At 34.0% G+C, this 15,502-nt stretch carries 14 protein-coding genes; 7 read left to right on the top strand and 7 right to left on the bottom strand.

Going from position 1 to position 15,502, the window contains the following annotated elements; translation table 11 throughout:
* Nucleotides 1–2 precede the first annotated feature (2 nt).
* The 5 genes from SB679_RS15715 (at nt 3) to SB679_RS15735 (ending at nt 6,634) form a co-directional block, all read left to right on the top strand.
* On the top strand, nt 3–2,501 hold the full coding sequence (locus SB679_RS15715; RefSeq protein ID WP_410703227.1) for a M23 family metallopeptidase: 2,499 nt from the start codon (nt 3–5) through the stop codon (nt 2,499–2,501).
* A gap of 4 nt (nt 2,502–2,505) precedes the next feature.
* On the top strand, nt 2,506–3,435 hold the full coding sequence (locus SB679_RS15720; RefSeq protein ID WP_410703228.1) for a hypothetical protein: 930 nt from the start codon (nt 2,506–2,508) through the stop codon (nt 3,433–3,435).
* A gap of 70 nt (nt 3,436–3,505) precedes the next feature.
* A complete protein-coding gene (locus SB679_RS15725) occupies nt 3,506–4,642 on the top strand; it encodes an SH3 domain-containing protein (protein ID WP_410703229.1) in 1,137 nt (378 codons plus the stop codon).
* 398 nt (nt 4,643–5,040) lie between these two features.
* Entirely contained in the window at nt 5,041–5,523 is a 483-nt protein-coding gene (locus SB679_RS15730) for a hypothetical protein (protein ID WP_410703231.1), read from the top strand.
* Between the two features lie 265 nt (nt 5,524–5,788).
* Entirely contained in the window at nt 5,789–6,634 is an 846-nt protein-coding gene (locus SB679_RS15735; RefSeq protein WP_410703232.1) for a prephenate dehydrogenase, read from the top strand.
* Between the two features lie 386 nt (nt 6,635–7,020).
* Here the strand turns inward: SB679_RS15735 and SB679_RS15740 are convergent, their stop codons facing one another.
* Entirely contained in the window at nt 7,021–8,442 is a 1,422-nt protein-coding gene (locus tag SB679_RS15740) for an L-serine ammonia-lyase (protein WP_410703233.1), read from the bottom strand.
* A gap of 191 nt (nt 8,443–8,633) precedes the next feature.
* Here SB679_RS15740 and SB679_RS15745 point away from each other — a divergent pair, with 191 nt between their 5' ends.
* Nucleotides 8,634–9,212 (top strand): Crp/Fnr family transcriptional regulator, encoded by a 579-nt coding sequence (locus SB679_RS15745; protein ID WP_410703234.1) that lies wholly within the window; start codon nt 8,634–8,636, stop codon nt 9,210–9,212.
* A gap of 60 nt (nt 9,213–9,272) precedes the next feature.
* Nucleotides 9,273–9,896, top strand: coding sequence for an FMN-dependent NADH-azoreductase (locus SB679_RS15750; RefSeq protein ID WP_410703235.1), 624 nt, complete (start codon nt 9,273–9,275; stop codon nt 9,894–9,896).
* A gap of 83 nt (nt 9,897–9,979) precedes the next feature.
* On the opposite strand, the gene SB679_RS15755 is transcribed toward SB679_RS15750, so the two are convergent.
* The 6 genes from SB679_RS15755 to SB679_RS15780 form a co-directional block, all read right to left on the bottom strand.
* A complete protein-coding gene (locus SB679_RS15755; protein ID WP_410703236.1) occupies nt 9,980–11,323 on the bottom strand; it encodes an ammonium transporter in 1,344 nt (447 codons plus the stop codon).
* Between the two features lie 107 nt (nt 11,324–11,430).
* Nucleotides 11,431–12,072: an alpha/beta hydrolase gene (locus SB679_RS15760; RefSeq protein ID WP_410703237.1), complete on the bottom strand. Its 642-nt coding sequence runs from the start codon at nt 12,070–12,072 to the stop codon at nt 11,431–11,433.
* A gap of 114 nt (nt 12,073–12,186) precedes the next feature.
* The gene (locus tag SB679_RS15765) at nt 12,187–12,813 is read right to left on the bottom strand and encodes a YceI family protein (RefSeq protein ID WP_410703238.1); all 627 of its coding nucleotides are present in this window, start codon (nt 12,811–12,813) and stop codon (nt 12,187–12,189) included.
* A 78-nt stretch (nt 12,814–12,891) separates the two neighbouring features.
* Nucleotides 12,892–13,458: a YceI family protein gene (locus tag SB679_RS15770; protein ID WP_410703239.1), complete on the bottom strand. Its 567-nt coding sequence runs from the start codon at nt 13,456–13,458 to the stop codon at nt 12,892–12,894.
* Between the two features lie 144 nt (nt 13,459–13,602).
* Nucleotides 13,603–14,652: a glucokinase gene (locus SB679_RS15775; RefSeq protein ID WP_410703240.1), complete on the bottom strand. Its 1,050-nt coding sequence runs from the start codon at nt 14,650–14,652 to the stop codon at nt 13,603–13,605.
* Nucleotides 14,653–14,766: 114 nt separating this feature from the next.
* Entirely contained in the window at nt 14,767–15,330 is a 564-nt protein-coding gene (locus tag SB679_RS15780) for a hypothetical protein (protein WP_410703241.1), read from the bottom strand.
* Between the last annotated feature and the right edge of the window lie 172 nt (nt 15,331–15,502).

Consider the following 15,502-nt stretch of genomic DNA (forward strand, 5'->3'; position numbering starts at 1 on the left):
CCATGGCAGGAAATATTATAGGAACCCAGAACCCCACTGTTGGAATGACAGCTTATTACGAAGTAAGCATTTTCAGCACCCTTGGAAGTTTTTCTGCCCAATATGAATGGCATCTGTTCAAAAAACAGAAAAACAATACATGGAAAGATATTACAGGAACTCCGAAAACAGGAAAAAGAGTTCCCTATACTTTTGGAGAGATTGCTGTAGGCGTAGAATTTGAAATAAAGGTATATGAAATACCACAAAGCATTTTATCAGGTGTAAACCCTTCAAAAAAACTGTTGGGAACACTTGTACTGTTCCCTACCAGCAGTAAGGTTTCCAAAATAGAGAAAGTAGTGCTCTTCAACAGAGGAGCTAAAGATTCCAACAAGGCAGGTTACCGCGACACACTCATAGCGCAAGCCCATTGTATTGCTTTATTTAATCAGGAAATAGAATTTTATCTTTGGGAAGATGATGCTCCCGGAAAGGGACACAATGCAACTATTAACAAAAATAACCGTCACACAAGGGTATACAAAGCCGTAGTTAATGAAAAAGGAATTGCGGAAGTAAAGATTCCTCTCTCCACAGACGAAAGGATTTTAAGACAAATGGCCAACCAATATCTGATGCGGGGAGATAAAAACGAAGGAGCCAATCATGAATATTATGTAACGGCAAGCTATGCCGGAAAAATTCAAGGAGCCAGTCAGGTGAATGTAAGTGTGGCTAACCTGGATTATAAAAGCAGTCCACCCGCATCAACCCCTAAAAAAGACAGTCCTAAATTTCCAACCGGTCAGGGAGGAAAAAAGCAACCTGATCCCAAGGGTAATATTGTAGATGCTGTTTTTATTAATGATCAAGGAAAAGAGCTTTCCAAAGTTACGGTAGGAAATCGCGTCAGGGTAAGAATCCATTCTAAAAATCTGGTGGGAAAACATATCCAATATGTAGTCTGGGAGTACGATGCAGGTTCGAATGATGAAATCTACCGAAGTGAGAGTATAAAAATCACGGCAGACCTTTATGATTCATCAGGTTTTATCATTACAAAAGGTATTTTTGATAAAGGAACAGATCTTCCGTTCGGAGACCCTGATGCTGATAGCCAGCACTATTTTATAGAAATCATCACCCTTGATATCGGTGCTGAATCTGTAAAATTTGGAGTACATTCGGAAGGTTTAATGGAAGTGGAAAATGTGAAGAGTCCTGCGGTGGTGAAAGCAACTCCGAAGACCAAAAACAACTCATCATGTATTTGTAAAGAACAGTATAAAGATTTAGTTTGGGGGGAGAAAGTAAGCTGCGAATTTAGGAAAAAAGTTGTGCAAATATGTGCAGAACTTTGGGGAGAAAGCAGAAAAATGGAAATGGCAAGTGGATTGATGGCTGTGATGAATGTGGAAACAGCAGGTTCTTTCAAAGCTCATCAAATAATGGGAAAAGCTTTAGGAAATGTTAATTCTGTTACAAAGGATGATTTTTGGCTTATAAAAAAAGATAAAAAAACAGGTAAAGAAATTTCTCGTACTTCTAGGGCAGTTGGATTAATCCAATTCACCCAAGCAGCACTACAAGCGATTGGAGAGTTTAAAACTGGTAGTGGATTTGATAAATTGCATGAATTAAAACTAAGATTTGCTACAATGGGAGAAATAAAACAACTCGACTATGTCAAAAAATATTTTGATCCTTCCAAAAATAAAATAAAAACTCCAGAAGATATTTATCTACATGTTTTTGCACCTAAAGGAGTTAATAAAACTGACAGTTATGTATTATATGAAAAAGGAACTATAGAATATACACAAAATGAAACTGTAGATACAAAAAGTAAAGGAATAAACAAAAATGATGGAAATATCCAACGTTCTGAAATATTAGAAAGATATCATAATAGTTATAATGAAGGAGGAGGAGAAAATAAACCTAAAACTTTTAATTGTAATTTAACACCAAAAGAAGATAATCCTTCTAAGTGTCCAGACGACTGTTCACAATGTCTTGAATATTCAGATGTTGTTGATAATCCTAAATTAAATGATCAAAGTAATAATGTAAATAAAAATAGATTTCATAGAACCCTTAGGTATAATAATAGTCATCCTAAGGGATATTATCACACAGGCACAGATGTATTAACAAGTCTTGACACAGAATTAAAATCAATGCTATGTGGAGAAGTTGTTGAAGCATTAGATACTAAGGGTGATCTTGGGAAAATAGTAACCATTAAATCAAAAGATAAAAATGGTAAATTTATCTGGATAAGATATTGTCATTTAAATTCATATTCTGTATCTAAGGGACAAAAAATAAAACACGGAAAAGCTTTTGGCAAATCTGGTAATACTGGTAATGCAAAAAATATATTGCCTCAATATTATCATGTACATATAGAAGCATCAACAGATGGTATATTTTACGGTGGAACTACCCGTGTTGATCCAGAACAATTTATGAAAACAAAATTTGATGAAACAAAAGAAGGAAATCCTATTAAATAAAAAAATGAAAAAAATAATTCTCATACTATTAGCCGCTACATTACAATCTTGCAACGGCCAGGAAAAAAATAAAACACAAGAAGCAAAAACAGCTATTGTACCTCATAAAACTGAAACTTCAAATGAAAAAGAAGGTTCTATTGACTTTTTGGATATAAAATATCAATCAAATGGGTTTTTTATCCCTGATAATCCAGATCCTTATCCAACCTATTCTTTTTCAGACAAAAAAACAGGAATTTTCAGTGTAGACTTTATAGGAAAGACAAATGAAATCCAAAACTTCTGGAATAGCAGTAATAAAAATGGATACTTTTCAAAAACCGATAATCCTGAAAAAACGGCACAAGACTCAAAGGCAATAAAAACTCGAATAAATGAAAAAGATTATTATATAGTAGCATCACACTTACCAACTCAGTTCATTAATTATACTGGCGGAGAAGACGGTGAGTTTGAACCTAAAGAGCATGCTAAAACAACATTTTACTTATTTAAAGATAATAGTTGGAAACAAATAGGAGAAATAGAAACATCTAAAATTCCGGAAAATGTAATTGCATTTGAAACCAGCTTAATTCAAAAGGAAATTTTTAAAACTACAAAAAGTAATCTTACTGCCTATGAGGGATCTCATTCTGTATCGGTAGAAACAGAAGCAACAACTACTGGTATGGCTTCTATTTCTTATAATTTTACCATCACAAAAAGCAATATTTCTCTATCCTTAAATACTTATAAAGAAACTACTTTATGCGAAGGAAAATATATGGGTATTGAAAAAAACAATCAATTGGAAATTTATTATTGGGGAGAAGAATTATCTTGTGTTTCTATTGATCCTAAATTCATTATAAAAAAAGATAAAAATCAATTGTATATCAAAGGAGTTGGTGGAGAAGCAACTTATAATAAATGGATTTTAATGAATTAAGATAAAAGCAAGAAACACTATTAATACAAATTCCACTATGAAAAAGTATTAAAATAAGTATTAAACACAAATGAGAATAATATTAAAATTCATCTTTTTTATAGCTATTTTAGTTCCACTAACGATATCCTGTCAAAAAGAAACCTATAAAATAGAAGCACCCTACAACATAGTTGATGAAGGTGATGGTAAAAAATTCAATTTTGATAATTTATCCACTGATATTACGACATTTGGAACTACATCATTAAAAAACTTCAATTATAAATTTCCTGATTATAATTTATTTACAAAAAAAATTCAAGAAGTTTTTGGAATCAACATTAACGATTATAATAATACCATCATTGCATTAAGAATATCAGATTTTCCAGAAATTGTACTGAAACAGAATAAATATATTTTGGTACAAGATAGCGATTCAGAAAACAAGTACTCAATAAACGCAGAAGTATTGTATCACTTTAATAAATATATTTTTTATGATGATCCAGCCTCTTTAAATATTTTAAAACTTAAAGACCCATATCTTTTAAAAGACCTGGTAACGTATTACGGCTATAATACAGATAAAAATTTAATGAGTTTTGTATTTAAAGATTTTGACTTTGAAAACAATGTTTCATTTCATGAGTTATTATTTGGAAGAAAAAATCAAAATAAACAATATGTACTCAGAAAAGGTATTGTTAATGATATTGAACAAATTATTTATGGCGGGAAAACTAAAGATATTCTTTCCGAAACCAAAGAAGGGAAAGGGTATGATTCAATTTCAAATATTTTAGAAACGATGTCTAGTCATCCAAATGAGTATAATAATTATTTGGAAAATATTGCTTTTTTATGTGAGAAGGCACTGAATGTGGGATATTTAGGTGATGTTCAAAGCTTTCTACATAAAAATAAAAAAATTCTCGAATCCTTGAAAAAAAACAACTATTTCGGAAATGAGAGGCTTAAAATATTTAGTGAGAATTTGAATGTTATTGATAAAACTGAAGAAAAAGCAAGTAATTTTTATATTAATGACCCTGACGGTTATACTAACTTAAGAAAAGATAAAAGTACATCATCCGAAATTTTACAGAAAGTAAAAACTGGTGAGCAAATAGAAGTACTCAATGACACAGGTGATTGGTTTTTAATCAAAACAAAAGAAGGCAAAGAAGGATACGTCCATAAGAGTAGAATTCAATCCAAATAGTAATGAATTTTTTAAACAAATGATAAAAAAAGCAATAACAATTATTATTTCATTCTTTTTATTATCATGTCAAGAACAGAAAAAAGAAGAAAAATATGAGAATAAAGAGTATAATAACATAGATACATCATTACCTCCCTTATTTGATAAAAAATATTTTCATGGTTATTAATTAAGCCCAGATTCGGATTATCCTATTTATTCACATACCGATAAAAATTTTGGAGGTCTAACCATGAGTTTTATCAATAAAGATATTGATAATTTAAACAAGATAATTAAAACTAAATTAGAACCAAATTTAAATACTTATGAAATAATTGCTGAGCATGTTCCTCCAAAACATTTGATTACATCTATCCATATACCAAAAATTGCTATCAATAAATAATCATAAAATGATGAATAAAAACACACTATTAATATTACCTATACTCTTATTTCTCTTTGTTTCTTGTAAAAAAGAAATAAAATTTTCTCAAAAAAACACTGAACAAAGAACTGTAGGTATAGTAAACAAAGATTCAATAAAACAAATTAAAGACACAACTCTTTTTGATAATTCATCCCAAGGAGAAGATGTTAAATTATCAATAAATACACACACTAATGATTCAATTTTTGAAAGTGAAATATTTGGCGAAACAGGAAAATCTACTTATAAATTTGTTTTCAATAAATTTTTAAAAAAGGGAGAGTGTACAACATACAGATATGCAGAACCTATCTTTGTGAACTCAAATCCTAAAATAAAATTAGAAAAAAAAGAAAATTTATTATCCTCTAAAGAATCATCAAACAGATTAACTAATATTTTTAATAGTTATCGTATGGTTTTTATTCTTCCTAACAAAGCATATAAAATTTCAAATGTTAAATGATCTGATGTAACATTAAAAAAGAATCATTACCTATAGTACTAATTAAACATCCCTTAAATCATGACAAGTGATGAGCACCAGACAATAATTTAAGGAGGAAATCATTCGATTTTAAAAAATATTTTATACCTTCGCTTCGTGATTACTAAAAAAGGAACATATTATTATATAATTTTCAACTCAAATTTGGGCTAGGAATTCTTATGAACATATCATACAACCTCGTCCCAGGACGGGGTTTTTTATTTTACAAAAATTGACAAAGATGAAAATAAGCATCATAGGGGTTGGTCTTATCGGAGGCTCAATCGCTTTAAAATTAAGAGAAAAAGGCATTGCAGATTTTATTTACGGGATTGATAACAGTACCCGGCACCTTGACCAGGCGCTGGAATTAAAGATTGTTGACGCAAAAGTAGATCTGGAATACGGAATTAAAAACTCCGATCTGGTCATTATTGCCATTCCTGTAGATGCTGCCCGCAAACTACTTCCATCCGTACTCGATCTCGTATCCGATACTCAGAGCGTTATGGATGCCGGATCTACAAAAGCCGGAATCGTAGCAGGCGTCAAAGATCATCCTAAACGCTCAAGATTTGTAGCCTTTCACCCAATGTGGGGTACCGAAAACAGCGGTCCCGAATCTGCTATAGCCCAAAGTTTCTCAGGAAAAGCAGGTGTAATCTGTAATAAAGAAGAATCTGCGCCCGATGCATTAGCTCTGGTCGAAAAAATTGTGGAAAGCCTCGATATGCATCTGATTTATATGAATGCGGAAGCACACGATATCCACACTGCCTATATCTCGCATATTTCACATATTACCTCTTATGCCCTGGCTAATACTGTGCTTGAAAAAGAACGCGAGGAAGACACTATTTTCCAACTGGCAAGTTCCGGTTTTTCCAGTACCGTACGTCTTGCAAAATCCCATCCTGAAATGTGGGTTCCCATTTTCAAGCAAAATAAAGAAAATGTTCTGGATGTCCTGAACGAACATATTACCCAGCTTAGAAAATTCAAGGCTGCTCTGGAAAAAGAAAACTATGAATACTTAGGAGAATTAATTACCAATGCCAATAAAATAAGGGGAATTCTGGATAAATAAAAAAACTTTAAATTTTCTATAGCCACTGATTTCTCAGATTGCCATAGATGAGAGGTTTCTGCTTTAACCACCCCGTCAAATCGAAGATTTGACACCCCTCCGAAAGAGGGGAATGTGATCCGACGAATTAAAATCGATTTAACTGATAGTCTTAAAGACTTAAAATCTTAATAGTTATTATTTTTGCTTACGCTGATCATGATGATTAAACAGATGTTTTACCTTATGTGAACTTACTTATAGACAATAATTTAAATTAAAAAAAACTACAGTATTCAAAAAACTTTGTGACTTTTGTGGTTAAAAACGAACCAATCCCAAAATCAAAAACTCCCCAGATACATTCATCCGGGGAGCTTTTATTTTTAAAGCAATTGCTTTTTATCTTAACATTCCGGAACATTGACCGCTATGGCCAATCCGCCTTCAGACGTTTCTTTAAAACGGTCACTCATTGACAAAGCGGTTTCCCACATCGTTTGGATCACCTCATCCAACGTAACTTTTGCTTTTGCAGGATCACTTTCCAGTGCAATATTAGCTGCCGTGATGGCTTTTATAGCACCCATCGTATTTCTTTCAATACAAGGAATCTGCACCAAACCTTTAATAGGATCACATGTTAAACCTAAATGATGTTCCATCGCAATTTCTGCAGCCATCAATACCTGGCCTACACTTCCGCCCATGATCTCTGTAAGACCTGCCGCTGCCATCGCAGACGACACTCCCACTTCTGCCTGGCATCCTCCCATAGCTGCCGAAATAGTTGCATTTTTCTTAAATAAAGTTCCGATCTCTCCGGCTACCAGTAAAAAGCGCGCAATGGCATCTTTACTTTTAAAAGGAGTAAATGCCTGGGAATACATTAAAACAGCAGGAATTACCCCGCTGGCGCCATTGGTAGGAGCTGTAATGATTCTTCCAAAGCTTGCATTTTCTTCATTAACCGCTAATGCGAAACAGGAAATCCATTTATTGATGTTGGTGAAATTTTCTTCTGCATCCACCACCATCTGAAACCATTCTTTCTTATTTTTATAGATCTTATCATCGCCTAAAAGCTTTCTGTTCATTCCGGCAGCTCTCCTGGTAACATTCAAACCTCCAGGAAGAATTCCTTCTTTATTAACGCCTTTATACACACATTCTTTAATCTGTTTCCAGATATACAGAGCTTCTTCTCTGGTTTCTTCCTGAGATCTCCAGCTTTCTTCATTAATTAAAATTAAATCTGAAATTCTGCTAAAGCCCAGCTTCTGACAGTATTTTGCAATATCCGAAGCTTTATGACAAGGATATAAGGTACGTACACATTGTTTTTCTATGGAATTTTTTTCCTGGCTGGCTATAAAACCTCCGCCCACAGAATAAAAATCCTGAACAAGCTCGGTACCGTCTTCAAAAACAGCTTTAAAGATCATTCCATTCGGATGAAAATCAAGTGATTTTGACATATTTAAAATCAAATGATGCCCGTAGATAAAAGGAATTTCCTTTTCACCGCCTAAATTAATAGTCTCACTTCTTTTTATGTATTCTATCTTCTCATCAATTTTTGAAGTATTGATCGTTTTAAAATCTTCACCGTTCAACCCAAGCATTCCTGCGATATCTGTTCCGTGTCCGATTCCCGTTTTTGCAAGTGAACCAAAAAATTCAACAAAAACTTCTTTAACTTCAGCGATTGATCTTTCTCTTTTTATAATCCTGATAAATGCAGATGCTGCATTCCATGGCCCCATGGTATGTGAACTGGACGGGCCTATTCCTACTTTAATAATCTCAAAAACCGATATTGATTCCATAAATGATTCTTCATTTTCCTCTAAAAACAAAGATACATGATAAATCCCAATAAAAGCATTCCACAATCTTAGAATTGATAACACTTCACAGATCATAAGATGCCTTTACAATAAGTATTTTTGTACATTAGCCAATACAGTGTTGGCTCCTAAACCTGTCATATAAACTTCTCTCCTTTTAATACCTTTGAATGGAAACATTAATTAAGAACATTTTACAGCATATCAGCTTAAGTCCGGAAGAGATTGTCATTTTTAAAAGCTTTTGGACAGAAAAAATCCTGAAAAAAGGTGAATTTCTTTTAAGAAACGGAGAAATCTGCCGCTATGACAGCTATATTATTTCAGGTGTTTTAAAAGCTTTTTGCATCAATTCAGAAAACGGAAATGAAGAGATCCTTTTTTTAGCTATTGACGATTGGTGGGCAACCGATATCTCCAGCTTTTCTAAACAAAAAGCTTCTATTTACAATATACAGGCCGTAGAAAAAACAAGTCTTTTACAGATCAGCCATCAGTCTTTTCAAAAAATGCTAAAGGAAATCCCTTCCCTGGAAAGATATTTCAGGATTATTTTAGAAAGTTATCTGGGAACTCTTGAGAAAAGGATTGTATTTAACAACATGTACAAAGCTGAACAGAAGTATTATGATTTTCTCGATACCTATCCGGATATTGTATCCAGAGTTCCTCAATATTTAATTGCTTCTTATTTAGGAGTATCAGCAGAATTTATAAGCAGAATCCGGAAAAAAAATAAATCCTCTTGAACTAGATCAATTTTTAAGAAATGAATAATCAGGAATTTTGTTATTATAAAATTTACCCTAATGAAAGTATTGATTATTAATGCAAGTGTAAGAAGTGAAAGATCTTACAGTAGAAAATTAACCCAGCTTTTTGTTGAAAACTGGAAAACCAAATATCCCCTGGATACATTTACATACAGAGAAACGGGTATTAACAGTATTCCCAACATTAACGAACCCTGGATTGCAGGAGCATTTAAAAAGCCTTCAGACAGGACGGAAGAAAACCAAAAGGCATTACAGGTAAGCAATGAGCTGGTACAGGAGCTCAAAGAACATGATATCTATGTTATTGGAACCCCAATGTATAACTGGGCTATTCCAAGCGGACTAAAAGCGTATATAGACCAGGTGATGAGGATCAATGAAACCTGGAAATTCAGGTCAGGAGTCCCCGATGGTGACTATGTTGGTTTACTTGAAAATAAAAAGGCATTTATACTATCTACCCGGGGCGATACAGGATACGGAGAACATGAAAAAAACGGACATATCAATTTTCAAACAACCTACCTGAAACACATTTTCGGGATTATGGGAGTCAATGACATTCGTATTTTCTCATTAGATAATGAAGAGTTTGGAGGCGAAGTGTTTGAAAAGTCAAAAAACAGTATTTTCAATGCTATTCATTCAATTGAATAACATAAGGAAACATCTTTTTACATGAAATATTCAAACAGGGCACAACAGATTCTCCGATCGTTCCCTGTTTTCTTTAACCGCCATCATTTAAAACTCTCCTGATGCTGAGAAAGATCAAGTCCTATATCCTCAGACTCTTCGGAAACCCTTAGGGTGATAATAGAATCTGTAATCTTATATAAAAGAAGTGATCCGAAAAATGCAAATACGGAAACCAGCACCAAAGCAATCATATGATGAACGAAAACCTCAACTCCCCCATGAAGAAGACTTGCGTTTTCCCCGTGGGCAAAAATAGCTGTCAGGATCATTCCCATAATACCTCCTACCCCGTGGCAGGCAAAAACATCTAAAGTATCATCTATTTTTTTTAAGGCTTTCCAGTTGACCATCAGATTAGAAACAATCGCAGAAATAAAACCGATAAAAAGACTTTCCGGGATACTCACAAAGCCACAGCCTGGAGTAATTGCGACCAATCCAACTACTGCTCCGATACATGCGCCCAATGCAGAAACACTCCTCCCATTGATCCGATCAAAAAAGATCCACGTCATCATGGCGGAAGCAGAGGCAATCGTAGTCGTTCCAAAAGCAACAGCTGCTGTTGCATTAGCGCTTAACGCCGATCCGGCATTAAAACCAAACCATCCGAACCAAAGCATTCCCGTTCCCAGCAATACATAAGAAATATTCGACGGTTCATGGTGCGGATTTTTTCTGTTTCCCAGTACCAAGGCACCTGCTAGAGCTGCAAATCCGGCACTCATATGTACAACGGTTCCGCCTGCAAAATCTTTGACTCCAAAATATTTATTCAAGAGTCCGTCGGGATGCCATACCATGTGGCAAAGCGGAGCATAGATACAAATGCTGAAAAGCACCATAAACAGCAGATAAGAAATAAAACGTACCCGTTCAGCAAAAGAACCGGTAATGAGGGCCGGAGTAATCACGGCAAATTTCATTTGGAATAGAGCAAATAATACAAAAGGAATCGTGGAAGCCATCATTTTGTGAGGCAAGACACCCACCCGGCTAAAGAACGGATAACTTAACGGATTTCCAATAATCCCGTAATGTTCTCCATTGATGTCAAACCCTAAAGAATCACCAAACGAAAGAGAAAATCCAACGACCACCCAAAGAAGAGAAATAACTCCCAGCGCAATAAAGCTTTGCAGCATTGTAGAGATTACATTTTTCCTGCCCACCATTCCACCGTAGAAAAATGATAAACCGGGCGTCATCAGTAAAACAAGGCCGGCCGCAGATAATACCCAGGCAACATCTGCTCCTACGATTTTATCTTCACTCAGAAATTCCCCGGTATTGGGGAAATCGGTAATCGGGCTCCAGAACAGACCCCCAAATGCTACAAGAGCAACCATAGAAAATGAAACAATCCATTTTAACCCAATTTTCATAAACTTTAAATTTAACCCCATCAAAAGTAGGTATAAATTTTATAAAAACGTATAAATTTTGAATTAACCCCTATTAATTTTTAAATAAATTGAAATAAAATATTAATTCATGAAAAAACTTCGCTTAATATTTTTGAAACTTCCTTATATTTTGTTGCAGGAAAAAGATGTGTTCCTCCCTTTACAACATAGTTGGGTTTTGAATATTTAACAGGAAAAACAATATCACGGTCTCCCAGGATCTGGATCACTTCAGGATTTTCTTCAAACTTCCATTCAGAAACTTTTTCTACAGACCATTTCAGATAATAAGGATCTCTTACTTTAAAATACTGAAGAATTTTTGGGTTTTTAGGATCAAAAAGTTTTCTGACTACTGAATATACATTGGCCGCTTTATCATTAAATAAGCTTACAGGAAGTATCCTTGGAATCTTCGTTACCTCTCCAGTTCTTATAAATTTAGATTTTTCTTTGTCCGATTTTATACTTCCCAGAATAACAACTTTTTGTGCCGGCTTCAGTTTATTAATTTCCTGCACAATAATTCCCCCGAAAGAATATCCCAATAGACAAAAGGGTTCCGAATCATCTACCTTTTCAGCCATTCTTTTGACATATGCATCAAAAGACTCATTTTTTTCAGGAATCAGCCAGTCTATAAAGACTAATTCATACTGATCAGGAAATTCCAGTCTCTCAAGTACTTTAAAATCTGCTCCAAGACCACTTACGATATACAATTTCATCCTGCTAAAATATAAAAAAAGTAGATTGCTTGATTCAATTCGGATCAGATAGGATTATAAAAAAATGAGCGGTTTATACAAACCGCTCATTTCTTAGTATACCAATAATAGTACTTATTTTTTCTTCTTAGGAACTCTGTTTTCATTATCCAATACTTCAGTAGATAATTTGAACTGAATATCCATCTCATTTTTAATGAAATAATCTTTCAGTGAAGACTGATAGAATACTTTGAAATCTCTTCTGTTCAATGAAAACTTAGCAGACTCGATTACTACCGTAAACTGAGTAACGTATGCGTTGGCAGGAAAAGAGATTGTTTTTCTAACTCCTTTGATCGTAAGGTCTCCATATACCGTAGAGTTATACTCGCTGTTTGCTAAAGGAATAATTTTAGTCAGGTGGAATATAGCAACAGGATATTTTTTAACCTCAAAAAAGTTTGTGCTTTTAAGGTCATTCGTAAGCTTGATCTGATCCTCTTCAGAAACATCTCCAGCCATTAAACTTCTCATATCTATTACAAAATCACCGTCTACTAAAACAGTTTTATCAAAGTTGAATTTTCCGCTTTTCAATTTCACGGTTCCCGAATGTGATGAAGCTTCAGTTTTTACAACCTTATATCCCCACCATCTGATCTCTGATGAAGTTACTTTTGAAACCTTATCAAATTTCTTTTGGGCAAAAACAAATGACATGCTCGCACACATCATCGCAAACAATAGTAATCTTTTCATTCTTTTTTATTTACAATTCAACAAAAATAAAAAAAAGTGTAGAACTTCTACACTTTTAACAATCTTTTTTTGTTTAAATTATTTAGCGGTCACTTTTACCAGCATATCGATATCATCTTTCACAAAAACATCCTGCATCGTAGATTTGTAAGCAACATCAAATTTTTGTCTGTCAAAAGAGAATTTATTAGATACTAAACTCACTACTCCTTTGCTGTAAGAAATTTTTGCAGGGAAAGAAATTGCGTTTGTTTTTCCTTTTACTGTTAAATTTCCAGTTACCAGACTGCTGTAGATTTTATCACTGTTTGGTTTCACAGAAGTGATTTTAAAACTAGCTGTAGGAAATTTTTCAACTTCGAAGAAATCACCATTCTTAAGGTGTCCGTTTAATTTCCCCTGGTATTCTCCGGAAAGGTCAGTTGAGTTAATCGTCGTCATATCTAAAACGAAGCTTCCTCCTACCAATTGGTTTCCTTTCATCACAAGATCACCGGATTTTACTTTTACAGTACCATCGTGAGAACTTGCTTCAGATTTCGCTACTTTATATCCCCACCAGTGAACATCAGATGCTACTACTTTTTTTGACTGTCCGAAAGCTAAACCTCCTGCTAATACCGCTAATAATAATATTTTTTTCATTTGAATAAAGTTATTTACTTATTTTAATAGTACAAATGTAGCTATCTTAAGTGATAGATTTCATTGATGTATATCAATAAAAGCAATTATTTTTATGAATAATATCATCCATAAAAAAACTCCGAATTTCTTCGGAGTCTTTTTTTATTCTTGGTAATAAGCGGTGTACAATGCGGCACCTTTTAATCCTGTATGGTTATGCTTGATTAAATATATTGGAATATTTTTTAGCATCTCTTCCATTTTATCGCTTATCTTAAATTTCTCGTAGAATTTATCTTTGTCGATGTATTCCCTGATCATCTGAACGATGTCTCCGGAAATCAGCAATCCACCTGTTGCTTTGAGCTTCAGTGTTAAGTTATTAGCCTCTCTTGCAAGGAATTCAAGGAAAGTATCCAATGCGATCTTGCAGATCAATACATCTTCCTCTACCGCTGCTTTATACAGCTCCTGTACAAAATTACCTCCTGCAAAACGTTCTGCCAGCCATTCCGGCTCAGGATGTCTTTTTACATCTCTTAAAAATCTATAGATATTGAACAGACCGGTTTTAGAAAGTACATTCTCCCAGCTTACAATTCCGTAGATATTATTTAAGAATTGATAAAATTCAACTTCAACGTTTGTTCTCGGTGAGAATTCAGAGTGACCTCCTTCTGTTGCAAACGGTCTTAAATATTGTCCGTCAAAAAAATATCCGGCTTCTCCAAGCCCATTTCCTGGTGCTAGAATAGCTACATTTCCTTTTTCTAAATGACCGCTTGTATAGATTGCATCAAGATCGCTATCTTCAAGAAGAGCCATTCCGTAGGCCGAAGCCTCAAGATCATTCAGCATATCTACTTTCTCAAACCCGAAATCTCTGGTATATTCTTCAACATCTAAGCTCCATCCTAATCTTGCAGGGTTACTTTTCCCGTCAAGTACAGGTCCCGGAACTGCCATTCCTAAACGCTTCACGTTTTCCAATTGATTATCCTGAATAAACTTCTTTAAGATATCTGAAAAAGAAGGGTATTCTTTTGTAGGATAGTCATTTTGTAGTTTTATCTCAAGACCTCCGTTACTAGAAACAAAATAGCCTAAAGTTGTAATATCCTCGTGAAGGTTTGCCCCAATGATAGAAACATTATCATTATTACTGTTTTTTACTCCTGGTAAATAAAGCGGAAACTTTGGATTCAAAATCATAATCACAAATTTTATCAAATATAATAATTGTTTTGGTAAATTCTACAGGGAAGGAAAAAACCTTTTCATAAAATTGAAAAGGTTTGGTTAATAATTGCTTATATATAAATCTAACTACTTTCCTAATGGAATATTGTACCCGAATCCTACTCCAATGTTCCCCACATTGTAGTCTTGACCGGCTAAATCACCTTTATCTCCTACAAATACTTTTTGGTATTGTACAAAGAAATTCCAGTCTCTGTTATGATATCCGATCTCAGGTTTGATGTAGAAACCTCCGTCCGGTCTGTCAACCGTAGTGTTAGAAGCTACTTTACCATTCCCAACAAGGAATCCGTATCCAAGATCAGTTCCGAAATAAAATCCGGTTTGTTTTGGATATATTCTGATCAATGCACCTACAGGAATTACTCCTACGTCATTGTTATCATAACCGTTATTACTTTTTCCAAAATAATGAGTATAACCTGTAGCAATACCTAATCCAAATCCTGGAGTGATCAGGTTTTGATAAGATACATCTACTCCAGCTGCTGCCGAAACGTTATCTGAAGGAACCGCTAAACCAACATTTGCACCTACCTTAATCATATTATTCATCTTTGAGTTCTGTGCGCTTGCTATTCCTGCTGTTAAAATTCCAGCGAGTAATATTGCTTGTTTAAACATTTTCATACCTCTAATTTTTAAAATTTTACTACCGTACAGGATGTAAAAATCGTGCCAAGGAACACATTTTTAAACACTTTAACACTGATAAACCCCATAATTAAATGAAAATCAATCTATTAAAAATATGTTAAAATTAAATGATTGTTTAAGTTAAAATTATAAAAAGTAATATTAA

It is taken from the genome of Chryseobacterium sp. SIMBA_029 (assembly GCF_046535275.1).
Classification (GTDB): Bacteria; Bacteroidota; Bacteroidia; order Flavobacteriales; family Weeksellaceae; genus Chryseobacterium.